The organism is Halovulum sp. GXIMD14793 (assembly GCF_054457435.1).
In genome coordinates this window covers 25,396-49,126 of record NZ_JBTLNE010000007.1, presented here as the reverse complement: position 1 = coordinate 49,126, position 23,731 = coordinate 25,396, and the positions used below count along the sequence as shown (strand labels likewise).

General features: G+C 59.7%; 24 protein-coding genes. 10 read left to right on the top strand and 14 right to left on the bottom strand.

What is annotated here, in order from left to right:
• The first annotated feature begins 78 nt into the window (after positions 1 to 78).
• Entirely contained in the window at positions 79 to 657 is a 579-nt protein-coding gene (locus ACW9UQ_RS02775) for a hypothetical protein (protein ID WP_458929467.1), read from the top strand.
• 16 nt (positions 658 to 673) lie between these two features.
• Here the strand turns inward: ACW9UQ_RS02775 and ACW9UQ_RS02770 are convergent, their stop codons facing one another.
• Positions 674 to 1,291, bottom strand: a complete 618-nt coding sequence (locus ACW9UQ_RS02770) for a GNAT family N-acetyltransferase (RefSeq protein WP_458929466.1) — start codon at positions 1,289 to 1,291, stop codon at positions 674 to 676.
• A gap of 103 nt (positions 1,292 to 1,394) precedes the next feature.
• Between ACW9UQ_RS02770 and ACW9UQ_RS02765 the strand changes: the two genes are divergently transcribed.
• The 4 genes from ACW9UQ_RS02765 to ACW9UQ_RS02750 all read left to right on the top strand — a co-directional run bounded on the left by ACW9UQ_RS02765 (position 1,395) and on the right by ACW9UQ_RS02750 (position 3,823).
• Positions 1,395 to 1,658, top strand: a complete 264-nt coding sequence (locus tag ACW9UQ_RS02765; protein WP_458929465.1) for an alpha/beta hydrolase — start codon at positions 1,395 to 1,397, stop codon at positions 1,656 to 1,658.
• 12 nt (positions 1,659 to 1,670) lie between these two features.
• Positions 1,671 to 2,369: an alpha/beta hydrolase gene (locus ACW9UQ_RS02760; RefSeq protein ID WP_458929464.1), complete on the top strand. Its 699-nt coding sequence runs from the start codon at positions 1,671 to 1,673 to the stop codon at positions 2,367 to 2,369.
• 100 nt (positions 2,370 to 2,469) lie between these two features.
• Positions 2,470 to 3,426, top strand: a complete 957-nt coding sequence (gene lipA, locus ACW9UQ_RS02755; RefSeq protein WP_458929463.1) for a lipoyl synthase — start codon at positions 2,470 to 2,472, stop codon at positions 3,424 to 3,426.
• Between the two features lies 1 nt (position 3,427).
• Complete coding sequence (locus ACW9UQ_RS02750; protein ID WP_458929462.1) at positions 3,428 to 3,823, top strand: RidA family protein; 396 nt, start codon at positions 3,428 to 3,430, stop codon at positions 3,821 to 3,823.
• A 243-nt stretch (positions 3,824 to 4,066) separates the two neighbouring features.
• Here the strand turns inward: ACW9UQ_RS02750 and ACW9UQ_RS02745 are convergent, their stop codons facing one another.
• The 11 genes from ACW9UQ_RS02745 to ACW9UQ_RS02695 form a co-directional block, all read right to left on the bottom strand.
• A complete protein-coding gene (locus tag ACW9UQ_RS02745) occupies positions 4,067 to 4,690 on the bottom strand; it encodes a M48 family metallopeptidase (protein ID WP_458929461.1) in 624 nt (207 codons plus the stop codon).
• A 167-nt stretch (positions 4,691 to 4,857) separates the two neighbouring features.
• Entirely contained in the window at positions 4,858 to 5,691 is an 834-nt protein-coding gene (locus tag ACW9UQ_RS02740) for a DUF4349 domain-containing protein (protein WP_458929460.1), read from the bottom strand.
• Between the two features lie 241 nt (positions 5,692 to 5,932).
• Positions 5,933 to 6,691: a gamma-glutamyl-gamma-aminobutyrate hydrolase family protein gene (locus tag ACW9UQ_RS02735; protein ID WP_458929459.1), complete on the bottom strand. Its 759-nt coding sequence runs from the start codon at positions 6,689 to 6,691 to the stop codon at positions 5,933 to 5,935.
• A gap of 92 nt (positions 6,692 to 6,783) precedes the next feature.
• Complete coding sequence (locus ACW9UQ_RS02730) at positions 6,784 to 7,224, bottom strand: sulfotransferase family protein (protein ID WP_458929503.1); 441 nt, start codon at positions 7,222 to 7,224, stop codon at positions 6,784 to 6,786.
• Positions 7,225 to 7,258: 34 nt separating this feature from the next.
• Positions 7,259 to 8,149, bottom strand: coding sequence for a tetratricopeptide repeat-containing sulfotransferase family protein (locus tag ACW9UQ_RS02725; RefSeq protein WP_458929458.1), 891 nt, complete (start codon positions 8,147 to 8,149; stop codon positions 7,259 to 7,261).
• Positions 8,052 to 8,504: a tetratricopeptide repeat protein gene (locus ACW9UQ_RS02720; RefSeq protein WP_458929457.1), complete on the bottom strand. Its 453-nt coding sequence runs from the start codon at positions 8,502 to 8,504 to the stop codon at positions 8,052 to 8,054. Before ACW9UQ_RS02720 ends, ACW9UQ_RS02725 begins: the two co-directional genes overlap by 98 nt.
• A 50-nt stretch (positions 8,505 to 8,554) precedes the next feature.
• Positions 8,555 to 8,974, bottom strand: coding sequence for an acyloxyacyl hydrolase (locus ACW9UQ_RS02715; RefSeq protein ID WP_458929456.1), 420 nt, complete (start codon positions 8,972 to 8,974; stop codon positions 8,555 to 8,557).
• Between the two features lie 38 nt (positions 8,975 to 9,012).
• Positions 9,013 to 9,192: a hypothetical protein gene (locus ACW9UQ_RS02710; RefSeq protein WP_458929455.1), complete on the bottom strand. Its 180-nt coding sequence runs from the start codon at positions 9,190 to 9,192 to the stop codon at positions 9,013 to 9,015.
• A 251-nt stretch (positions 9,193 to 9,443) separates the two neighbouring features.
• A complete protein-coding gene (locus ACW9UQ_RS02705; protein ID WP_458929454.1) occupies positions 9,444 to 9,872 on the bottom strand; it encodes a GlcG/HbpS family heme-binding protein in 429 nt (142 codons plus the stop codon).
• Between the two features lies 1 nt (position 9,873).
• Positions 9,874 to 12,024 (bottom strand): malate synthase G, encoded by a 2,151-nt coding sequence (locus tag ACW9UQ_RS02700; RefSeq protein ID WP_458929453.1) that lies wholly within the window; start codon positions 12,022 to 12,024, stop codon positions 9,874 to 9,876.
• A gap of 124 nt (positions 12,025 to 12,148) precedes the next feature.
• The gene (locus tag ACW9UQ_RS02695) at positions 12,149 to 13,099 is read right to left on the bottom strand and encodes a hypothetical protein (protein WP_458929452.1); all 951 of its coding nucleotides are present in this window, start codon (positions 13,097 to 13,099) and stop codon (positions 12,149 to 12,151) included.
• A gap of 108 nt (positions 13,100 to 13,207) precedes the next feature.
• On the opposite strand from ACW9UQ_RS02695, the gene pepN reads away from it, so the two are divergent.
• From pepN to ACW9UQ_RS02675, 4 genes are all read left to right on the top strand, one after another.
• Positions 13,208 to 15,760, top strand: a complete 2,553-nt coding sequence (gene pepN, locus ACW9UQ_RS02690) for an aminopeptidase N (protein WP_458929451.1) — start codon at positions 13,208 to 13,210, stop codon at positions 15,758 to 15,760.
• A gap of 168 nt (positions 15,761 to 15,928) precedes the next feature.
• A complete protein-coding gene (locus tag ACW9UQ_RS02685; RefSeq protein ID WP_458929450.1) occupies positions 15,929 to 17,980 on the top strand; it encodes a methyl-accepting chemotaxis protein in 2,052 nt (683 codons plus the stop codon).
• Between the two features lie 176 nt (positions 17,981 to 18,156).
• Complete coding sequence (locus ACW9UQ_RS02680; protein ID WP_458929449.1) at positions 18,157 to 18,801, top strand: glutathione S-transferase family protein; 645 nt, start codon at positions 18,157 to 18,159, stop codon at positions 18,799 to 18,801.
• A gap of 102 nt (positions 18,802 to 18,903) precedes the next feature.
• Positions 18,904 to 20,379: a replicative DNA helicase gene (locus ACW9UQ_RS02675; protein WP_458929448.1), complete on the top strand. Its 1,476-nt coding sequence runs from the start codon at positions 18,904 to 18,906 to the stop codon at positions 20,377 to 20,379.
• Positions 20,380 to 20,460: 81 nt separating this feature from the next.
• Here the strand turns inward: ACW9UQ_RS02675 and ACW9UQ_RS02670 are convergent, their stop codons facing one another.
• Positions 20,461 to 21,549, bottom strand: coding sequence for an anhydro-N-acetylmuramic acid kinase (locus ACW9UQ_RS02670; RefSeq protein WP_458929447.1), 1,089 nt, complete (start codon positions 21,547 to 21,549; stop codon positions 20,461 to 20,463).
• 66 nt (positions 21,550 to 21,615) lie between these two features.
• Here ACW9UQ_RS02670 and tyrS point away from each other — a divergent pair, with 66 nt between their 5' ends.
• Positions 21,616 to 22,869, top strand: a complete 1,254-nt coding sequence (gene tyrS / locus ACW9UQ_RS02665) for a tyrosine--tRNA ligase (protein WP_458929446.1) — start codon at positions 21,616 to 21,618, stop codon at positions 22,867 to 22,869.
• Between the two features lie 219 nt (positions 22,870 to 23,088).
• Here the strand turns inward: tyrS and ACW9UQ_RS02660 are convergent, their stop codons facing one another.
• Entirely contained in the window at positions 23,089 to 23,679 is a 591-nt protein-coding gene (locus ACW9UQ_RS02660) for an inner membrane-spanning protein YciB (protein WP_458929445.1), read from the bottom strand.
• Positions 23,680 to 23,731: the final 52 nt, after the last annotated feature.

The following is a 23,731-nucleotide window of genomic DNA, read 5'->3' as shown; positions in this document are numbered from 1 at the left end:
ATGTCACCATATTTGCAGGGTCGGAGTGCTGTTTAACGCGGCGTTTGGATAAGGGAAAGCCACGAATAGAGGGGCGTTATGGCGGATTACACCGGACAGGTGCGGAGCAAAAGCGCGCTGACCTTTCGTTTCATGTTCATTTTCGGACTGATCTTTGCCATCTCTGGCGGCAGTTTTGCGATCATTGGTGTAGGGGTCGGCATCTGGGGGGACGGCGCAGACGCATTTGGGCTTATGCTGGGCTTTGCAGGTCTGGGCAGTATCTTCTTTATTGTCGGGATGATTTTTGTGCTGCGCCACCTAAGCTTTGTCCGGCGTCTGATCCGTATACGGGATGGAGGCGAGCGACTGGAAGCGGAGGTTGTGACGCATGAGGAATCCTCTGTCGAGATTAATAATATTCGGCAATATCGCCTGATCTGGAAAACACCAGATGGTGCACGCGGGCAGTCGGGTCTGCATCCGCTGTCGGAATTGATGATCTATTCCCCCGGCAACATCGTAACTGTGTACCGCGAGCGGACCCCGCAAGGCGAAATGGTGTGGGAGGGAGATTGCGGTCTGTCGGATCGGACGGGGCCGGCCGCTGCGCCGCCGCGACAGGTGCAATCGCCGGAAGAGCAACCCGCCTATAAGCCGACGGTTCGGCGGGGCTGAGGCGGTCTCGCCTTGCCTATGCCGCCCCGACTGCTTTGATCATCGTTGTGGCCTCAGCAAAGCCGAATAGCGGTTTCAAGAAGCCGGTGGACTGCACATCCTTTGCGAGGGGCCCCTGACGTTCGTATAGAGCGCGGGCGCGGGGGTTGGTGTCGATGACGTCGAGCCGGACCTCGGCCAGACCGCGGGCTTGGGCCTCCTGCTCGACCGCGTGCAGGAGCGCTGTGCCGACGCCCAGGCCGCGGGCCTTTTCCTGTACGAAGATGCCGTCCATCAGAAGGGAGTGCGTGTCGCATTTTCGCTCCAGCGCGCTAATCAGCAGTCCGCGCCAGATGGCGCGTAAAGTACCGTAAACCGCCGTCATATCGCTGAAATCACTACCGATAAAGGCACCTTCCGGTGTCTTGAAACCTGCGACGCCAAGGAACGTGCCATCGGCAGATACGGCACTGATCGCATGTGTCGGATCCAGCACTCGCTCTATAAACGTAACCGCTCTGGAGGCCGGTCCCAGCGGATAGCGCAGCTTGCGTGCAAAGGCGGCCCAGTACCCTTTTGCCGCCGCCCTGCGGTGCTCAGGGGCAAGCCCCGGTTGGATGGTGAAGTTTGCGGTTGATGCGGTTGTATCGGACATTGCGGCCTCCTACCTGTTGGTCAGATGGGGACAGGGCCAAGGGGATACAATGCGTCGGTAGATATGGGCATGGCAGGGATGGCGGTTCTGCTGGGGGGGTGTTGTGCTGTGGCGGTTGGCGGATCACGATCTGGGGCACTGGCAAAGCGAGGTATTTGATTTCACGGCAGGTGAGACCCGCCTGACCGGAACGCTGTGGCAACCGGGCAGCCCGCCTGTGGCGGCGGTGGTCCTGGTGCATGGCGACGGCCCGCAGGATCGCAGCCTGCAGGGCGGCTATGCCCCAATGATCAATATGCTGCTGGAAAGCGGGATTGCCGTCGCATCCTGGGACAAGCCGGGTGTCGGCAGCTCATCCGGCAACTGACTGGATCAGACCATGACCGACCGCGCGGAGGAGGTAGAGACCGCAGTGTTGACGCTGCGCCAGAGGGTTCCCGGCCTGCCTGTCGGGGCCCTGGGGTTTTCCCAGGCAGGCTGGGTACTGCCGAGACTTGGCAGCGCAGATGCGGATTTTCTGGTACTGGTGGGTCCCGCGGTTTCGTGGTGCCAGCAAGGCGACTATTATGATCGTGTCAATCTGGCCCATCAGGGGCTGAAAGATCCTGAGATAGATGACGAACTGGCGCGCAGGGCTGCAGAAGATGACCGCCGGTTCGCCCCCACTGCACTGTACCATGCGGCGGACATGCCCAATGGGATGAGCCAGGACCGCTGGGCGTTCATCCAGCGCAATCGGGACGTTGATGCCCGTGGCGAACTGCATAAGTTGCAGGTGCCGTTGCTGGCGATATGGGGGGCGGATGATCTGAACGTGGATACAGCACATGACGCGGCGATCTACAGGCAGATTTTCATGGCGGCGCAGAACGGCACGCAAATTGTCGTGGTGCCAAAGGCAACGCATGGCCTGCTGAAATCCGGCGCTTACAACTGGCAACTGACAGATGACTGGTCTTTGGTTGCAAAGCTGCGGTTTCTTCTTGAGGAACGTTATGCTTATGCGCCCAAGGCACTGCCGACCATCATCGACTGGATAGATCGGCAGGCCCGTCCCCGCCCGGACGAGCCGCTCTAGCGCCCTGCCCGTCCGCCCTGGCTATACCGGCAGCAAGATTGTCTTTCGCCCCTGAACCCTCTATCTGTTCTGGGAACACCAGCAGACAGGAGCGTTTCACTTGCGCGACCTCAAAGACCGTAGCGACCGCCATCCGGAAAAGGCGCATAAGCCCGACACGCCGATCCTGCGCAAGCCGGATTGGATCCGCGTCAAAGCCCCGGTCAGCCAGGGCTATCGTGATACCGCCAAAATCATGCGCGAGCATAACCTTGTGACGGTCTGCGAAGAGGCCGGATGCCCCAATGTCGGCGAATGCTGGAGCCAGGGCCACGCCACGATGATGATCATGGGCGAGATCTGCACCCGGGGCTGCACCTTTTGCAACATCGCCACCGGCAAGCCGGAGACCCCGGGTCAGCTGGACGCGTTTGAGCCGGGCCGTGTGGCCCATGCGGTCGAAAAGCTGGGGTTGAACCATGTGGTTGTCACCTCGGTCGATCGCGATGACGTCAAGGATGGCGGGGCAGAGCATTTTGCCCAGACCATCCGCGCCATCCGCCACCGCGCACCGGGCACAACGATTGAAATTCTGACGCCGGATTTCCTGCATGCAGCACCCGGATCGCTGGAGATTGTTGTCGAGGCGAAGCCGGATGTCTTTAACCACAATCTGGAAACGGTGCCGGGTCTGTATCCCGGTGTGCGGCCTGGTGCGCGGTATTTCCATTCGCTGCGGCTATTGCAGCGGGTCAAGGAGCTGGACCCGTCGACCTTTACCAAATCCGGCATCATGGTCGGGCTGGGCGAGGACAAGCAATCGGTGCATCAGGTGATGGACGATATGCGCGCTGCCGATATCGATTTTCTGACCATCGGGCAATATCTGCAACCGACACCGAAGCACCATGCGGTGGATCGGTTCGTCACGCCCGAGGAGTTCAAAAGCTATGAGACGGCGGCCTATGGCAAGGGGTTCCTGATGGTCTCGGCCACGCCCCTGACCCGGTCCAGCTATCATGCCGGGGATGACTTTGCGCAGCTCAGGGCGGCACGCGCGGCGCAGCTGTCTGGCTGATATGAAGAAGACAATCGCCGCCGAGCAGTTTTCAGATGTACATGACCAGTGGCATATGTCACCCGCACTTGATACCGGGACATTTGTGTTTTTCTCTGGTGTGACGGGCTGCCACGCTGATGGCACGATTTCGGATCACCCCGAAACCCAGTTTCGAGAGGCGTTCGGATTTCTTGCCGATACGTTAAGCGCCGCAGGGCTCAGCTTTGACAAGATTGTCGAGATGACCAGTTATCACATCGGCCTGCGCCGACACCTGTCCGATTTCACACGCGTGAAAGATGAATTTATCAGACCGCCCTACCCTGCCTGGTCCTGTATCGGAACGACCGAACTGATCACCGAGGGCGCATTGGTCGAAATTCGCGTAATTTGTCAGAAAGACCTGTCTGACTGATCAACTTCCAGGGCGGCACGCGAAGTGCAGCTGTCTGGCTGAGGTTTTGCCAGTGTGCTGGGCCGCGCAGCGCCGAGCCGTGGTGCGGCGATCCTTCGTTTATTCAGATCGTTTTATGCCTGCCACTGGCGCGTTGAGGTATTCGGCGCACCAAGACCAACCCAATCGCCGGGCCGCCGGGACGGCTCGGCGATGCGCGGCGGCCTTCGGCCTTGGTTCCGCGCTTGTCGGTTTTGACGTATGTTAAAGGCCCAGTTCGCGGACCCGGCGCAGGATGGCTCTGTACCGCTCGGATGATGGGGGATGGGTAGATAGAAAACCGCTTGAACCGGTCTCGATCCGATTGAAGGGGGCCGCGCCACGCACCGGATTGTATCCCGAGCGCGCCGTGATATCGACGGCCAGACGGTCGGCCTCTAGCTCGGCGTTTTTGGAATAGCTGCGCCGCCCCAGTTCCGCCCCCAGACCGGCCGCATCCCGGACCGCCTGATCCGAGGCGTTGCCGCTGGCCGCGACCAGACCGCCCAGCAGCAAAGCGCCCAGCTGACTGCGTGTGGCGGAGCGGGCCAGATGCCCCTCGATGTGATGGGCAGCCTCGTGGCCCAGGATGAAGGCGACCTCATCGTCATTGCCCAGTGCACGCAACAGCGACAGCGTGAAGGTCACCCTTGGCCGTCCGTCGGGGCCGATGGATTGAAACGCGTTTTCGCCCAGCCGCGGGTCCTGACTGATGCGAAAGGCAAAGTCGCATTGGCTGCGGCGGGCATTGGTATAGCGCTGGCGGCACATGGTTTCGGCCACCGGCTCGATCCGCGCCACCGCCCGGTTGAACGAAGCCGTGGCGCTGCCAGACCCGCGCGTCGGCACAGCCTTCTGCGTGGACCGGGGGCCGGATGTTCCCCCTGCTGTTGGCCCCTCTTCGATGAGCACGGGCGCACAGGCTGCAAGACACGCAGCCAGTGCACATGATATCAAACGAATACGGATCCTCATTCCGACAGTTTTCAGCGCCTTGTCCTAAAAGGCAAGCCCGGTTAGCTGGTGTCGGCTGTATCGAGCATCTGACGCGCAAAGCGGAAAAGAACCGTCAGCATCATCAGGCCGAATGTCAGAAAGAAGAAACCGGCTGTCAGCATCAGGATCGCTTTGACGGCCCATTCGAACGCAACCTTGCTGCGATGAATGAGCGAGATATGGGTGAATTGCTTCGGCCCGACCTCTGTCAGCGTCATTTTGATGGTGACGAACTCAAACTCGCTGTCAAACTCACCAACCGAAACGCCAAGCGCCTGGATCTGGTTTTCAAGCTCTAGGATCCGGTTCTCGATCGCGGATAGGTCCCGGATATTGGCCTTGCGGGTTTTCAGTTCGGCCAGGTTATCGCGGGATTTTTCAAGGCTTTCCTGTTTGGCCAGCAAGGCGCGGTATTCGTTGGTTTTGTCGGTCTTGTTAACCTGAAAGCTGACGAGATTTCCGATTTCCCGGATCTTTACAATCGTGTCGTCAAACGCTTCGGGCGGCACACCAAGCGCCAGCTGCAAGCGCCGCTGCCCGGTCAGGCCATAGGCTTGTTCGTGCTGGATAAGCGCCTCGACGTCCTTGGCGATCTGACGCACGCTGGCCTCATCCTCTGTAAATGTGCCGGAGGTCATGCCAAGGGTTGCGATTTTCTCATACCGCTGATCGACAGAGAGCGGTCCGGCGCTGTTGATGCCACCTTTTGCTCCGCCTTTCTGGCCGGCATAGTTCCTGCGGTTGAGTGCGAAATCATAGCCGACATTGCTTTGGTAGAGGCCCTGGGAGCCATGAATGAGCTGGCCATTTGGTTGGGTGATATAGCCGTAGCCCAATCGCAATGCGAATAGCACTAGAAAGCCCAGGCCAAAGATTACAGCGCTTCTTATTATGTGTTTTTCATCGCGGTTTACCCCTGTTTATGCGGGGGCTATGAACGCTTTCTTCTGAAACAAATTTAACAAAATATATAAATAAAAGTACTATATGATGTATGAAAATGTATAGTATATATACGTTTGTACGTCATTTAGTCAAATCATACATCACCCCATAGTTGAAAAACTCAATAAAAGGCAGCATGAGAAAGTTCCTTTATGCGGTTTTTGCCAGCGCCTCGCCCTTCAGCGCCCGGCCGAAGGCTTCGTAGAGGGGGCGCGACACCGGATCGGCTGCGGCGTTCCATTCAGGATGCCATTGCACCGCCATCGCAAAGCTGGGGGCGTCGTCGATATGGATCGCCTCGTGCGTGCCATCGGGGGCGTGTCCCTCGACGATCACCCGGGCACCGGGGGTGTCGATCCCCTGCCCGTGCAGCGAGTTGACCAGCACCTCATCCGCGCCGAAGATCCGGGCAAAGCGGCCGCCGGGGGTCAGGGCGACGGTGTGGCGGTGCTCAAACTTTTCTTCCAGCGTGCCATCGGGGGGCATGCGGTGGTTCATCCGGCCTGGCAGATCGCGGATTTCCGGGTGCAGGGTGCCGCCAAAGGCGACGTTGAATTCCTGAAAGCCGCGGCAGATGCCAAGGATCGGGACGGCGCGCTGCACGCATTCGCGGATCAGCGGCAGCACCAGTTCATCGCGGTTGCGGTCGAAAGCGCCATGTGCCTCGGTCGGGGCGTGGCCGTAGAACTCCGGATGGACATTCGGCCGTCCGCCGGGCAGCACAAAGCCATCAAAGATATCCAGCAGTTCTGTCACGCTTGACGCGCCGGGCAGTGCCGGGATCAACAACGGGATCGCCCCTGTCACCTCGGCCACGGCATCGATGTTGTGGATGCCCACGGCCTGAGCCGGATACTGATCATTGATGAGATAAGAGTTACCGATGATACCGACAACGGGCCGCGCCATTTGAATGCCTTTCCTCAGCAGTTTTCGCCACCTTAGACATTCGCCGCAAAAAGAAAACTGTCTCTTGCGGGTGGTTCTTCGCTACCCGGCTTTCAGTCGATCACCGCCAGGGGTCCGAGCGCTGTGACCAGCGGCGCGATCTGACCGCCATATCTGCGCCAGGATTTGGTCGAGGATGTATAGATCGGCTGCCGGACCTGCCAGCGGGACGGGGTCGAGACCAGACGGTCGGTTTCAAAGAACCGCAGGCAGGTGTCGTCCCAGTCGAGACCCAAAAAATCGACGATGCGGCGGATCTGCGGCTCGGGGTTCGAGACCAGCTCTTCATAGGAGGAGGTGATCATCTGAAGGAGCAGTGTGTCCTGCCAATAGGTCATCAGATTGTGATATTCCGCGTAATACCGCCCCAGCACGGTCAGGTCGGCGTTATAGGCATGGGCGTCGGAAAAGTTATGTGTGTAGCAGGAGATGCAGGTGTCCAGCGCATCGCGCTGGCAATGGATCACCCGGGCATTGGGAAACAGTATCGCGATAAGGCCTAAAGCGTTTCGAGTTTACCTTGAGACATCACATAAAATCGAAACGCGTACACCATATAGGCTTATCACTGCGTTTCAGGATAATCTTTTGTCTCAGGTTTATCGCGAAACGCTTTAGCAATTCATAGTTATGGGGCATCTTGTCGACGACCCGCGACGCTGTGCGCGAATGGGTTTTGAGGACGGTCAGATACGCCTCGGCCAGTTTTTTGATTTGCGCGGGGGATGCACCGGCAACCATCTGGCCAAACTTGGTTTGGTCAGCGTCGCCAAAGCCGACCTCATTGGCCAGTTTGCGCATGGTGCGCAGCTCCCCCGCGCCGGTCACCTGCGGATGGCTGGCGCAGATCTGTTCAGTCAATGTGGTCCCGGACCGGGGCATGCCGACGATAAAGACGGGCCGGTCGCTGGTGTTCCCCTTGGCCTGATGCGTTTGCACGAAGTCGCGGGTAAATGTCTTGCGCAGGGCTTCGAAGGCGGCGGCGTGCGACTCTATATCGAAGGCAACGCGGGCCTCCTGCTTGGCGGTGCTGAACCACTCGAACGCCTTGGCATAGTCTTTCTGATCCGCAAACGCCTTTCCGGTTGCATAGAGCAGGGCCTGACGCATCGGCATGCTGCGGGTGCCGCTGCGGGTCAGATCGTCCATCTGCGCGGGTTCCGGATCCTCAGCCTTGAACTTATGAGCCGCGGCCAGGCCGACCAGCGCCTGTGTTCTGATCTTCGGATCGCCTGTGTCGATCACCCGGAACAGCGCGGTCGCCCGCTCCATCTCGCCCCGTTCGACCAGCACCTCGCCGAGCGAGGCGGCAATCGCCGGGTCATCCGGGGCCAGTTCTGTGGCGCGTTCTATGGCGGTCAGGGCCTCGGCCGAGTTGCCCAGATTGCGATGCACGTCGCAGAGGGTGACAAGGGGCACCGACAAAATCCGGCTTGGCTTTCAGCGCCTTGTTCAGGTGGTCAAGGGCTTGCTTAGACTTGCCTTGCTTGTTCAGCGCACCGGCCAGATTGTGCAGGAAAACAGGCTCTCTGGGACGTTGTTTCAGGGCTTTTCGCAGCATCTGAACCGCCAGCTCGAGCTTGCCCGCCTCCATCGCCAATGTGGACTGAAGTGAGAGGGCATCGGGATCCTTGGGGTGATCCCTGAGCACGGTCTGATAGTGGAATTCCGCACGCCGGAAGTCACCGGCCTTTTGCGCCGCGATGCCCTGATTAAGCACAAGGGCAACGTCAGACGCAGGCAGGCGTTTGCGGGTATCGAGCTGGTTTTTCATCTGAACATTTAGCCCTGCCCCATCACCTGGGGCAAGACCATTGGCACGGTTCAGAAGTTGATCATGTAACCGACTTGTAGTGTATGGCTGAGGTAGTTCGCGCGCTCATACACACCGCCGCCATCATTATCGTCAATATCCATGCCTGAAGCGCCTTTCAGGCGATAACCGATATTGAGAGAGCCGCGGCCCAACGGATAGAGAACCCCAAGACCGGCCTGATAGGCAAAGCCGAAATCGGTGTCACCGTAGCCGAAGGTATTGCCGCCGAAAGTCGTGTCCGTTTGCAGCATCACACCGCCAACACCGCCGCCGACATAGGGTCTGATGCCGGTGCCACCGACAGCCTTGAAGTCATACCACACATTGGCCAGCAGGTAGGTGGTTGAGGCGGTGCCATCGGTGTTGTCGCTAAAGCTACCATTATATAAAACGTCGTCGCCCTGATAGCTGGCATAGGACAGTTCCACCTCACCGCGCAGGTTCGGGTTAAAGCGACGGCCAAGGGTCAGGCCGACCGTGTAGCGAGATCGAATTCATGCTCGACATTCTGGCCGTAAAAATCCGTATCGATCGACGGGACAAAAGACGTACCGGCGAAGACGCTGGCATACCAATCCTCGGCCTGCGCGACGCCCGGGATCGCGGTCGACGCGATGACGGCCGCACTCATCATCAGTTTTTTCATAGGTACTCACTCACTCTATTGATTTAGACGCCACTAGGCATCCCAAGGATCAACAGCAAAAGCTGTCCTAGCGTCAACAGCAGCGAGTGGGTTAATTCTTGCAAAAGTGCAAATAATTACAATGACATATGCAGCCAGGCAACGCGGGCAGATTTTCTTGGGAATTTGTTAGATTCCCAAGAATAAATTCACGGTCTGCAGCGTAATCAATGCCACCAAATTCAGGCAGGCCAGTCAGGCGCGCTCTGCCTTCAGATTTCCGCCTGATATCCGGCTGATTCGACCCCGGCTTTGGCCGCCGCCGCATCATTGTCCGAGGTGTCGCCGGTCACGCCAACAGCACCAATGACGGCACCGCGGCTGTTGCGGACCAGCACGCCGCCGGGGACCGGGACGCATTGGCCGCCGAACAGGCCGTTGACGGCGTTCATGAAAGAGGCCTGCTGTTCGGCACGCGCCATCTGCGCGCCGCCAGCCATACCCAGCATCACTGCGCCGTAGGCTTTGCCATGGGCGATGGCGAAGCGGCCCGGGGATGCGCCGTCCTCGCGTTCAAAAGCGACGACATGGCCGCCATCATCCAGCACCACGACCGAGAGGGGTTTCAGCTCCATCTCGCGGCCCTTGGCGCGGGTGGCGCGGATGATCTGGCGGGCTTTGTTCAGGGAAATACCGGCCATGTCAGGATCCTTTCAATTCGCGGCGGCCCTTATGCAAGAGCGGTTCGGTGTAGCCAGAGGGCTGCGCGGCCCCTTTCAGCGCCAGATCAAGCGCAGAGCGGAAGGCGATGCCGTCAAAGCCGGGGGCCATCGGGTGATAGGCCGGGTCATTGGCGTTCTGCTGATCGACCACAGCGGCCATGCGTTTGAATACCTCGGTCACCTGATCCTCGCTGACCACGCCGTGATGCTGCCAGTTGGCGATATGTTGCGAGGAGATCCGGCAGGTCGCGCGATCCTCCATCAGCCCGACATTGTTGATATCGGGCACTTTGGAGCAGCCGACGCCGTGATCGACCCAGCGGACGACATAGCCGAGGATGCCTTGGGCGTTGTTTTCCAGTTCCTCGCGCACCTCGTCCTCGGACCAGTTATGGCCATCCGCCACTGGGATGGTCAGCAGGTCGGACAGTTGCGCGCGGCGGCCACCGGCGGCGATCTGTTCCTGGCGGGCCAGAACGTCGACCTTGTGGTAATGTGTGGCATGCAGGGTGGCGGCGGTGGGGCTGGGCACCCAAGCGCAGTTGGCGCCGGATTTTGGATGGCCGATCTTTTGCTCCAGCATCGCCTGCATCAGATCCGGCATCGCCCACATACCCTTGCCGATCTGCGCTTTGCCGCGCAGGCCGCAGGCCAGACCGATATCAACATTCCAATCCTCATAGGCGGAAATCCAGGCGGCGGCTTTCATGTCGCCCTTGCGGATCATCGCCCCTGCTTCCATTGAGGTGTGAATTTCATCGCCCGTGCGATCGAGGAACCCGGTATTGATGAAGGCCACCCGGTTCTTTGCGGCGCGGATGCATTCCTTGATGTTGACGGTGGTGCGTCGTTCCTCGTCCATGATGCCGATCTTGACGGTGTTTTGCGGCAGGCCAAGGGCGGCCTCTACCCTTGTGAAAATCTCATCGGCGAATGCAACTTCCTCGGGGCCGTGCATCTTGGGTTTGACCACATAGACCGAGCCCTTGACGGAGTTGCGGGCGCCGCCGGTTTTCTGCAGGTCGTGCATGGCGCAGAGCACCGTAACCATGGCATCAAGCAGCCCCTCAGGCACCTCATTGCCAGCGGCGTCCAGAATGGCGGGCGTGGTCATCAGGTGGCCGACATTGCGCACCAGCATCAGGGCGCGGCATTTGACGTCAAATGCGCTGCCATCGGGCGCGGTATAGGTGAAATCGTCGTAAAGCTTGCGGGTGAAGCTTTTGCCGCCCTTGCTAACCTCTTCGGTCAGATCGCCCTTCATCAGGCCCAGCCAGTTGCCATAGGCCAGCACCTTGTCCTCGGCATCGACGGCGGCGACGCTGTCTTCGCAATCCATGATCGCCGAGACGGCGGCCTCAAGATTGACCGAGGCGATATGTGCCGGGTCATCCTTGCCGATTTCGTGGTCTGCATTGAGCAAAATTTCGATCTTGAGGCCGTTGTTTTCCAGCAGGATATGACGCCAGTCGCCGTTTTCGGCGTGGCCTTTGTACTGGTCTGGGCGAGCCAGTTCGGTTGCGCCATTGGCGGTGGTCAGCTCCAGCGTCGCACCAGCTTTGATGCCGGTCACATCGGCCCATTTGGCCCCGCTTAGCGGCGCGGCTTCGTCCAGAAACGCCTTGGCCCAGGCAATCACCCGTGCGCCGCGCGCCGCATCATAGCCACCACCGGCAGGCAGATCGCCCAACGCGTCTGTGCCGTAAAGCGCATCATAGAGGCTGCCCCAGCGGGCATTGGCGGCGTTCAGGGCGTAGCGCGCGTTCATCACCGGCACCACAAGCTGCGGACCGGGGGTCAGGGCAATCTCGGGGTCGGTGTTTTGGGTTTCGATCTGGAAATCCGAGCCTTCGGGCAGCAGATAGCCGATCTGACGCAGGAACGCCTCATAGGCGGCGGCATCATGCGGCTGGCCCTTGCGCGCCTTGTGCCAGTCGTCGATCTGCGTCTGGATCGCGGTGCGTTTGTCCAACAGCGCTTTGTTCTTCGGGGCGAGGTCGCTGATCAGCGCGGACAGTGCGGACCAAAAGCTGTCGGCGGCCACGCCGGTGCCTGGCAAGGCCCGATCTTCGATAAAGGATTTTAACTTATCTGCGACTTGCAGACCATTCAATTCAACGCGCTGTTGCATGGGTCTTGGCCTTCCGAAAGGTATTCGAAAACTGTCTAGGATTTTCGGGTCGGAAAGGCAATTTCCAAAACGAAACCCGCCGGATTTCGCCGACGGGTTTCGCGTTTTTCAAGGTGGTCCGGCGTTAGTCGCCGGTTGACGGGGCTTCGGTTCCGGGCACGGCTGGCTGTTCGCCGTTTTGCAGCGCACGGGTTGCGTCCTCGACCGCGTCGGTTGCTGCGTCCGTTGCATCATTCACAGCATCGGTCGCCGCCTCTGCGGCATCGCTGGCGGCATCCGTCGCGGCGTCGGTGGCCGCATCAGCCGCGTCGCTGGCGGCGTCCGTAGCAGCATCGGTCGCGCCAGTGGCCGCATCCGTCGCTGTATCAGCCGCATCACTTGCTGCATCAGCGGCGCCGCTGGCAGCGTCTGTGGCAGCTTCGGTCGCATCGCTAGCCGCATCTGTTGCAGCATCGGCAGCGTTGGTCGCAGCATCCGTAGCCGTATCAGCTGCATCACTTGCTGCGTCCGTTGCGGCATCGGCCGCATCACTGGCGGCGTCTGTTGCTGCACCGGTGGCATCATTCACGGCATCGCTGGCCGCGTCCGCTGCATCGCTGGCGGCATCCGACGCCGCGTTGGTTGCGTCGTTCACTGAATCAGTGGCGGCATCTGCCGCGTCACTGGCGGCATCGGTTACAGCGTCGGTCGCCTCGGTTGCAGCGTCTGTTGCAGCATCAGCCGCGTCATTCACGGCGTCGGTAGCCGCATCTGCAGCATCGCTGGCCGCGTCGGTTGCGGCATCTGCGGCGTCATTCACAGCATCCGTGGCTGCGTCAACCGCATCGCTGGCGGCGTCCGTGGCCGCATCGGCGGCATCTGTGGCCGCATCAGCTGCGTCACTGGCAGCGTCGGTCACCGCATCGGCGGCATCGCCAGCCGCTGCGGGAACATCTGCTACGGGCTCTTTTTTGAACACACCGGAAAACCAGAGGATCAGTCCCAGCAGGATGGCGCAGACGATCAGTCCGATCACCATCACGGAGGATTTCTGCTCCTGGGGTTGTGGTTCGGGGTTGTTGTCGGACGCGCTCATCGGAGGTCTCCTTCTGTCACGCTTGAATTACAATACATATAGGGACAATTTACACTCGTAACGCAGGACGTCAGAGATCGTTCCGACGCCCCAACAGGAAACGCCATCATGACCGATCAGCCCACCACTCGCCTTGCCGACTATCACTCCCCCGCCTTTGAGGTCAAGGCGGCGCATCTGACGTTTCGCCTGCATCCGACGGCAACGCGTGTGATCTCAAAACTGCAGGTCACACCGCTGCGTGAGGCCGAGGATCTGGTTCTGCACAGTAAAGAGATGACGATACTATCGCTGAAGATCGATGGGCAGCCGGTAGAGATCGACAAGGTTTTTCCGGAACGGGAGGTTATTGTCATCGACTGGGCGGGTGTGCCGGAGCATGCCTTTACCCTTGAAACCGAGGTGGAGATCAACCCATCGGAAAACACCGCCCTTGAGGGGCTTTATATGTCTAACGGCATGTATTGCACCCAGTGCGAGGCCGAAGGGTTCCGCAAGATCACCCCCTATTTCGACCGCCCCGATGTGATGGCCCCTTATACGGTGCGGATCGAGGGCGATCAGCCGGTGATGCTGTCAAACGGCAATCTGGTGGCCAAAGGCGATGGCTGGGCGGAGTGGCAGGACCCCTGGCCGAAGCCCAGCTATCTGTTTGCTTTGGTGGCGGGCGATCTGGTGTCGTATGACGACACATTCACCACCGCGTCGGGCCGGAAGGTCGATCTGAAAATCTATGTCCGCCCCGGGGATGAGGGCAAATGCGCCTATGCGATGGATGCGCTGAAACGCTCCATGCGTTGGGATGAAGAGGTGTATGGCCGCGAATATGATCTGGATCTGTTCATGATCGTCGCGGTGGATGATTTCAACATGGGCGCGATGGAGAACAAGGGACTGAATATCTTTAACTCCAAGTTTGTCCTTGCCAGCCCGGAAACCGCGACCGACGCGGATTTCGAACGGATCGAAGGCATCATTGCGCATGAGTATTTCCACAACTGGACCGGCAACCGCATCACCTGCCGCGATTGGTTTCAGCTGAGCCTGAAGGAGGGGCTGACCGTGTTCCGCGATCAGCACTTCACCGGCGATCAGCGGTCCCATGCCGTTAAGCGGATCGAAGACGTGCAGATGCTGCGCCGCCGCCAGTTTCAGGAAGACGCGGGGCCGCTGGCGCATCCTGTGCGGCCGACGGAATATGTCGAGATCAACAATTTCTACACCGCCACTATCTACGAAAAAGGCGCAGAGGTGATCCGCATGTTGCACGGCCTTGTAGGGGCAGATGCGTATCGCAAGGCGCTGGATCTGTATTTTGAGCGTCACGATGGGCAGGCCTGCACGATTGAGGATTGGTTGCAGGTGTTTCAGGACAGCACCGGGCGGGATCTGTCGCAGTTCAAGCGTTGGTACGAACAGGCGGGCACGCCCCGTGTGGCTGTGCAGGAGGATTGGCAGGACGGCACCTATACGCTGACCCTGTCGCAAACCGTGCCACCGACCCCGGGACAGGCGGAAAAGCAGCCGATGGTGATCCCTGTTGATACCGCGTTGATCGGCCCGGACGGAACGGTTCTGGCAGAGCAGGTGCTGGAACTGACCGAGGCACAGCAGAGCTTTGCGTTCACCGCCCTGCCCGCCCGGCCGGTTGCATCGCTGCTGCGGCATTTCTCGGCCCCGGTTCTGTTGGACAAACCCACCGATAATGCGGAGCGGGCCTTTCTGATGCGCCACGACACGGACCCATTCAACCGGTATGAGGCGGGCCGGGCCTTCGCGCTTGACCTGTTGGTCGGGATGACACGCGGCGGCGGGGTCGAGGATGGGTTTCTGGACGCGATGAGTGCTGTGTTCGCGGATAACGGGCTGGACCCGGCTTTTAAGGCGCTGTCACTGACATTGCCCGGTCTGGATCAGGTGTTTGGCGCGGTAAAATCGGCTGGCGCCGTGCCCGATCCGATGGTTTGTCATGACGCGGTGCAGCGGCTGGATGAGGCGCTGGCGGACCGTCTGTCGCAGGACTTGCGCCCCGCGTTTGAGGCCCTGGCTGTTCCCGGCCCCTACAGCCCGGATGCGGACGCTGCGGGAAAACGCGCGCTCAGGGGGCGGCTGTTGAGCCTGATCACCCGTCTGGAGGATGGTGCAGACACCGCCCGGGCCGCGTATGCACAGGCTGACAATATGACCGAAACCGTGCAGGCGCTGAGCCTTTTGATCCGCAAGGGTCAGGCCGCCGACGCGTTGGCGGATTTTCATCAGACCTGGCACAAGGATCGTCTGGTCACGGACAAATGGTTCAGCCTGCAGGCCGGGGCAACCGCGCCCGATCAGGCGGTGCAGGTGGTCGAAGCCCTGACGGCGCATGCTGAGTTTGACTGGCAAAACCCCAATCGGTTCCGTGCCTTGCTGGGTGTTTTTGCTGTCGGAAACCTGGGCGGATTTCACCGCGCCGATGGCGAGGGCTACCGCCTGCTCGCGGATTGGCTGATCCGGCTTGATCCGGTCAATCCACAGACCACCGCCCGCCTGGCTGGTGCGTTTGAAACCTGGCGCGATTTTGACGAGTACCGTCAGGCAAAGGCCCGGGCGCAGCTGAACCGCATCGCTGGAACGCCGGGTTTGTCGAAGGATACGACCGAGATCGTCAGCCGGTTGTTATAGCGGGAAAATCGCGATGCACGGCGTCAGCCCGGGGCTGATTTGCGGACAATTTTAAGCACCTTTTGAAGCCCCGGGCAACCTGCTGAAGCCCCGGGCAGCCTGCGCATACCGAACTTTAACACTCCGCGGCCTAGTCCTGTGCCGAAACGCTCAGCGCAGGATTTCAAAATGTTCCGCAATCTTCATCGCATCCAGGGTTATGCCTCGCTTCAGTCGCTGGTCATCATCGGACTTAGCACCGTCTGTCTTGTGGCCGCAGCTGCTGCGCTTCACTTTTATACGCAGGCCGCCGCGCTGGATCAGCGGCGATATGAGTCGTATCTGCTGGCGGATGAGTTGCGGCAAAGCTCGGATGATCTGACCCGGCTGGCACGCACATATGTGATCACTGCGGACCCCTCTTACGAGGCGCAGTATAATGAAATCCTTGCCATCCGAAATGGCGAAGCCCCCCGCCCAGCGAATTACAACCGCATCTATTGGGATTTTGTTGCAGCGGACCAGCCTGTCCCGGCGCGCACGACGGTTGTCCGATCGTTATCAGATCTGATGAAGGATCTGGGCTTTACCGAAAACGAATTCGCCCTTCTGGCCGAAGCACAGGCGAACTCCGACGGTCTGGTCAATCTGGAAGTGCAGGCGATGCATGCCGTCAAGGGCCTGTTTGCGGATGAAAAGGGGAATTACACCATCAAGGCTGAGCCGGATATGAAGCTGGCCCGCGATTTGATGCATTCAAAGCAATACCATATCTACAAGGCAGAGATCATGGCCCCGGTGAACAAGTTTTTCATCGCGATGGAGCAGCGCTTTATCGACGGGATCGCAAGTCTGGAACGCAGCACCTTGATCGCCAAGGCCATGCTGGTTGGTTCACTGGTTCTGATGCTGTGCTTTACCGGCTTTTCCTTCCTGCGCACCCGGTCACGCATTCTGCACCCATTGCGTGCAATTACGGACACCATGTCGGATCTGGCTGGCGGAAATCTGGAAGTGACCATTTCGGGGATCGGCAAGAAGGATGAATTCGGTGATCTGGCAACTCATGCAGAACGCTTCCGCGAGGCCACCTTGCGCATGCACCGTCTGGATGAAGAGCGCCGTGAAACCGAAGCGGCGCGCGAAGCCGCGCAGCGCAGCATTGCCAAAATGGGCGAGCAGATCGGGTTGGTCGCGGATCGTGCCGCAACCGGGGATTTCAGCGCCCGCGCCGATACGGCGGGAATGGACGACGCGAACGGTGCTGTATGTCAGCAAATCAACATCCTGATGCAGGATCTGGACCGGGCCTTCAGCGAAATTGAAGCCAGTTTCGAGGCGATCCGCGCTGGCAATCTGACCCATAAGATGGACAGCGCCATGCAAGGCCGCTTTGGGGAGCTTGCGGCCACGGCGCAATCGGCCATCGCCATGCTGTCCCAAATTCTGAATGGCGCAGATCATAGCGCTCAGTCCGCTGATGGGGCCGCAGGTGAACTGGAACGCACGGCCAAGGAATTCTCGGACCGCAGTCAATCTCAGGCAGCCGCCCTTGAAGAGACCAGTGCGGCTCTGGAACAGATGTCGTCTTCGGCAGCCTCAACCGCGTCTGCCATGCAAACAGCCGAAACCCTGGCCAAGGACGTCACCGGCAAGGCCGAGAGCGGATCAGAAACCGCAAAGCAGGCCATCGGGGCGGTAGTACAGATACAAGCCGGCTCTAACAAGATCACCGAAATCATCACGGTCATCGAATCCATCGCGTTCCAGACCAACCTTCTGGCCCTGAATGCCGCGGTCGAGGCTGCGCGCGCGGGCGAGGCTGGAAAAGGGTTTGCCGTGGTCGCATCCGAGGTCAGAACCCTGTCGCAACGCTCCTCGGAAGCGGCAACCAGTATCAGCGAGTTGATCCGCGAAAGTGCCGCCGGTGTGACAAGCGGCGTGGATATGGTGAAAAAGACCGGCGACGCGCTGGAAGAGATCCAGAATTCCATTTCCGAACTCAGCAGCATGGTCGCGTCAGTTCAATCGGCCAGCCGCGAGCAATCCGACACCACCAAGGAAATCTCTCGCGCTGTCAGCGAGATTGACATGGTCACCCAGGCCAATGCGGAAGGGGCCGAGCGCACCCATGATGTGGCGCTGAAACTCGTCGCCTCCATGCAATCTCTTCGTCAGGATATGGCCAAGCTGACCCTTGCCCCTGACCCTGCTGAGGATGCACTGCGCGCAGCTTCATGATGCCACAAAGAACGCCAAGGTGTCGTGCAGACATCTGCAGGTGACGAGGCGGCCCGCGCTTGATGATATTGGACAGACTTGACAGCCCCCCCGAGCGGGTCTGTCTTGTGCAGTCCCTTCGCTGCTGTGTATGTACTGCATCAAGGGGTATTGCAGAGCGCGAGGCGGATTAACCTATGCTGACCATCTATGGGCGCGCAGATAGTTCCAACGTTCAAGCTGTCATGTGGTGTGTCGGGGAACTGAACCTTGAGCATAAGCGGCTGGATATCGGTCACCGCTTTGGCGGCACCGAAACGGATGACTTTCGCCAAATGAACCCGAATGGCCTGGTCCCGGTTCTGGTCGATGGCGGTGATCCGCCAATCTTTGAAAGTGCCGCGATCATCCGCTACCTCGCCGCGCGATATGGCGATGATACCTTTTGGCCCAAGGACCCCGCCGCCCGCGCCCAGGTCGATAAATGGGCGGAATGGGTCAAGACGACCCTCTGCCCGCGTTTCACCGTGCCGATCTTCTGGCGCGTGGTGCGCACCGCCCCATCGCAGCAGGACCCGGCCGCGATCACCGCGGCGCTGGACGCGCTTCATAACACACTAAAAATCGCCGAGGCGCAGCTTGGCCAGCAACGCTGGCTTGCAGGTGCAAACCTGACCCCGGCCGATATCCAGCTGGGCCATCTGCTGTTCAGATACTACGATATGGATATCACCCGCGCCGACCTGCCGAACCTGCGCCGCTATTACGACCATCTGACAGACCGCCCGACCTATCAGCGCCATGTCATGGTCAGTTACGAGGCGCTGCGTGTCACCGATTGACACCTGTGCAAAGAAATTTCGATCTGTCCCCACAATCCACACTGTTCCACAGCGCAATTGCCATCGCACTGGGCTATAAGCGTCGCATAAAAAGGGGACAAAATGGCAGACGGGTCCAGCAATATCGACGAACAGGCAACCGGCCTTCCGCATAATATTGAGGCAGAACAGGCGCTTCTGGGCGCGCTGCTGACAAATAACGATGTCTATGACAGGGTCGCGGCTATCGTCACCGAGTCGCATTTCTACGACCCGGTCCATGCCCGCATCTTTGAGGTCGCGGCGCGACGCATCCAGAAAAACGCACTGGCCTCGCCAGTGACGCTTAAGGCCTTCTTCGAAGATGACCCGGGGCTGCAGGAACTGGGCGGTCCGGCGTATCTGGCGCGGCTGGCGGGGGCTGCGACCTCCTCCTACGCGGTGCGGGACTATGCGCAACTGGTCTACGATCTGGCCATCCGCCGCAACCTGATCGGCATAGGCCATGAAATTGCGTCCAAAGCCGGCACAGTCGATGTGGAAAGCGAGCCACGCGAGCAGATCGTCGAGGCTGAACAGAAGCTGTATTCTCTGGCGGAACAGGGCAACGTTGACAAAGGCTTTCAAAGCTTTCTGAAAGCGGTGACCGAGGCGGTGAATGTCGCCAATGCCGCCTATCAGCGCGATGGCGGGCTTGCTGGCGTCTCGACCGGGTTGATGGATCTGGACAAGAAACTGGGCGGCCTGCACCAGTCTGATTTGCTGATCCTTGCGGGACGGCCCTCGATGGGGAAAACCTCGCTCGCGACGAATATCGCGTTCAATGTGGCCAAGGCGCGGAAACAAGGCAAACGGCCGGATGGGTCAGAAGGGTCCATTGAGGGCGGTGTTGTCGGGTTCTTCTCGCTGGAGATGTCATCGGAACAATTGGCCGCGCGTATCCTGTCAGAGGCCGCCGAAGTACCATCCGAGCAGATCCGGCGCGGCGACATGAGCGAGGATGAGTTCCGCCGCTTTGTCGAGGCCGCCAAGGCATTGGAAGCCTGCCCGCTTTACATTGACGACACCGCCGCCCTGCCGATCAGCCAGTTGGCAGCGCGGGCGCGGCGGCTGAAGCGGACCCATGGGCTGGATGTGCTGATCATCGACTACCTGCAGTTGGTCCGACCAGCCACGGCCAAAGACAGCCGGGTGAACGAGGTGTCGGAGATTACACAAGGGCTGAAGGCGATTGCCAAGGAGCTGAACATTCCGGTGATCGCCCTGTCCCAGCTGTCGCGTCAGGTTGAACAGCGGGATGACAAACGACCGCAATTGTCAGATCTGCGAGAGTCGGGCTCGATCGAGCAGGATGCGGATGTGGTGATGTTCGTGTTCCGGGAGGAATACTACAAGGAGCGCGAAAAGCCCGGCGATCATGACACCGAAGCCATGATGAAATGGCAGGATGAGATGGCCAATGTCCATGGCAAGGCCGAGGTCATTATCGGCAAGCAGCGGCATGGTCCGATCGGCACGGTTGAGCTGTCCTTTGAAGGGCGCTTCACGCGCTTTGGCAACCTTGCCAAGAGCTATCAGCGCGGATCGGAAGAGTTCTGATGGATGGTGGGTTTCACCCACCCTACATGGGACCTGGTGCATTTGTAGGGTGGGTGAAACCCACCATGGCACAATCCCGGGTCAGACCACGCTTTGGCTGACCCGCCCACCGCAAACCGGCAACCGTGCGGCTGTGGTCGATGGAAACGAAGTGGGCAATTCGCGCAAGACCCGAACCGCCAGATAGGCAAAGGCCTGCGCCTCGAGCATATCGCCATCCAGCCCCAACACATCAACCGGGTCAACCGGGGCATTCGTGCGCGCTGCCAGCATGGCCATGATCGTGGCATTGTGCCGCCCGCCGCCGCAAATCAACCAGCGCGAAGGAGGTTCGGGCATATGCCGGGCGGCCAGCACGATGCTTTCAGCGGTCACGGCTGTCAGGGTCGCAGCGCCATCTTCCGTCGACAGCGGGCCAACACGTTCCAGCACTTCCTTAAAATCGTCCCGATCCAGAGATTTGGGCGGTACTCTGTCAAAATAGGGATGAGACAGAGCACCCTCAACAATGCCTAGATCCACCTGCCCCTCTGCGGCCAGTGCGCCATCCTTATCAAACTCCGCATCCAGTCGTTGTTTCAGAAAATCATTGATCATGGCATTGCCGGGCCCGGTGTCAAAGGCCAGCATCGCCCCCTCGGCTTCGGCCCGTGCCACGCGCGGGTCGACCCATGTGACATTCGCGACCCCGCCGATATTCAGGAAGGCCACCGGCTCTGACAGCCCTAGCATTTGTGCCAGGGCAAAGTGGAACACCGGCACCAGCGGTGCCCCTTCCCCGCCCGAGGCCAGATCGGCGCTGCGGAAATCCCACACCACGGTCTTGCCCAGTGCATCCGCCAAGGCTGCACCATCGCCAAGTTGATGACTGCGCTGTGCGCCCGGATCATGCGCCAATGTCTGGCCATGAAACCCGATCACATCTGCCGTGGGAAAATACTGCGCGGCCTCTTCATGCAAAGCCTGAACAAGCGCAGGTGCTTCCCCCAGATCGTCTTCGGGCCAGGACCCCAGCACAGCGCGCAGCACCGCCGTCTGCTCTGGCGCAAAGGGCAGGAAGTGTTTGGGGCCAAAAGCCCCGATCTCAACCCCGTCGGTCAGCAGTGTTGCCCCGTCAATCCCATCCATTGAGGTCCCGCTCATTAGTCCAAGCGCCCAGATTGCGTCCATACCCTTCCCTTCCGCCTTTAATGGCGATACATCCTCGCAGACTTAACCAAGCAACGGACCGGCGCAATGACCTACATCCCCAAAAGCGACTTTCTGCGCGAGATTTCGGCCCGCGGTTTCGTACAGGACTGCACGGACCTTGAGGGCCTGGATGAAAAACTGATGGCAGGACCGGTCACGGGTTATATCGGGTTCGATCTGACGGCCACCTCTTTGCATATCGGCAATCTGGTGCAGATCATGCTGCTGCGCTGGATGCAGAAAACCGGGCACCGGCCGATCACGCTGATGGGCGGCGGCACAACGAAGGTAGGCGATCCGTCCGGCAAGGATGAGATGCGCAAGATCCTGACGGTGGATCAGATCAACCAGAATGCTGACGGCATCCGCCAGGTTTTTGCCAATTATATCTCTTACGGGGATGGTCCGACCGACAGCCCGCTGGTCAATAATGCTGAATGGCTGGACAAGCTGGGCTATATCGATTTCCTGCGCGATATCGGCAAGCATTTCACCATCAACCGCCTGCTGGCCTTTGAAAGTGTGAAATCGCGGCTGGACCGGGAACAAGCGCTGAGCTTCATCGAATTCAACTACATGCTGCTGCAGGCCTATGACTATCTGGAACTGCATCGCCGCCATGGCTGTGTGCTGCAGATGGGCGGCTCGGATCAGTGGGGCAATATCGTTTCGGGCGCGGATCTGATCCGGCGCGTTGAGGCGAGCGAGGCCTATGGTCTGACCACACCGCTGGTCACCCGGGCCGATGGCAAAAAGATGGGCAAATCGGCAGATGGGGCTGTCTGGCTGAACGAAGACATGATGTCGTCTTATGATTTCTGGCAGTGGTGGCGGAATGTGGATGACGCCGATGTTGGCAAGTTCCTGAAGATGTTCACCGAATTGCCGATTGAGGAATGCGAGCATCTGGGCGCGCTGGAAGGTCAGGAAATCAATGAGGCCAAGATCCGGCTGGCCAATGAGGTGACGGCCCTGTGCCGCGGGGCCGATGCGGCGACCACGGCTGAGGCTACGGCACGGGATGTTTTTGAAAAAGGTGGCGTCGGCGATGATCTGCCCGTGCTGGCCCTAAGCGAGGCTGATTTTGGCGAGGCGGGGATTTCGGTTGTGCAGCTATTTGTGCGCTCCGGGTTGTCGCCATCCGGCAGGGAAGCCAAGCGGCTGATCGCGGGGAACGGCGCGCGGGTAAATGATGAGCCGGTGACGGATGCCGGGCTGATGCTGACCCGTGGTGCCTTTGCCGAGCCGGTAAAGCTCAGCGCTGGAAAGAAACGTCACGCGCTGGCGCAGTTGGCCTGAAACCTGCGGCGTGCCTGCGCTGAGCAAAGGCCGAAGGCCGCCGCGCATCGCCGAGCCGTCCCGTCGGCACGGCGATTGGTTTGGCCTTTGTGCGTTGAATGGGTGGTGCGCGCCGGTGGCGGGGATAAAGCGACCTTAAGACCTTCGGATCGCCGCGCCACGGCTCGCCGATGCTCGGATCAGCACTTGGCCTTAACCTCAGACGTCCTCTTCCTCTTGCTATTCCATATGCTCGGAAAACAATTTCGCCTGGGATAGCATGAACGCCATCATCAGCACCGGCAGGCCGAAGGTTTTGAAATTCACCCATGTGTCGGTGCTGGTCAAACGCCATACCGCCTCATTCGCGACGGCCAGCCCGACGAACATCAGGGCGAAGCGCTTAGTAAAGGTCATCCACCCTTCATGGCTAAGCGGCAGCGCACTTTCCAGCATATACGCCAGATAGGACTGGCCGCGCATCAATCCGAACCCCAGGACCGCTGCAAATATCAGATAGATGATCGTCGGCTTCATCTTGATGAATGTGTCATCGCGCAGCCATAGGGTCAGGCCGCCGAACACCACCACGACCACCGCTGTCAGGATCGCCATCTTGGGCAGGCTTTTCAAAAGCCACCAGGACAGCGCGAGCGAGGCCAGAATAATCGGGATGAACACCGCTGTCGCAAACAGGACCTGCGATAGCTGCCGCGCCTCATCGGTTGCGCCCGGCTCAATGGGGGCAAAGCGATAGGCCAGAAAGAAAATCAGGATCGGGCCGAATTCCAGCGCCGGTTTGATCCATGCAGGTTTCTTAGTCTCACTCATACGCCTCACCTATTTTCGGTTCCTTGCAGACCTGGGTTCAGGTCTTTGCGAA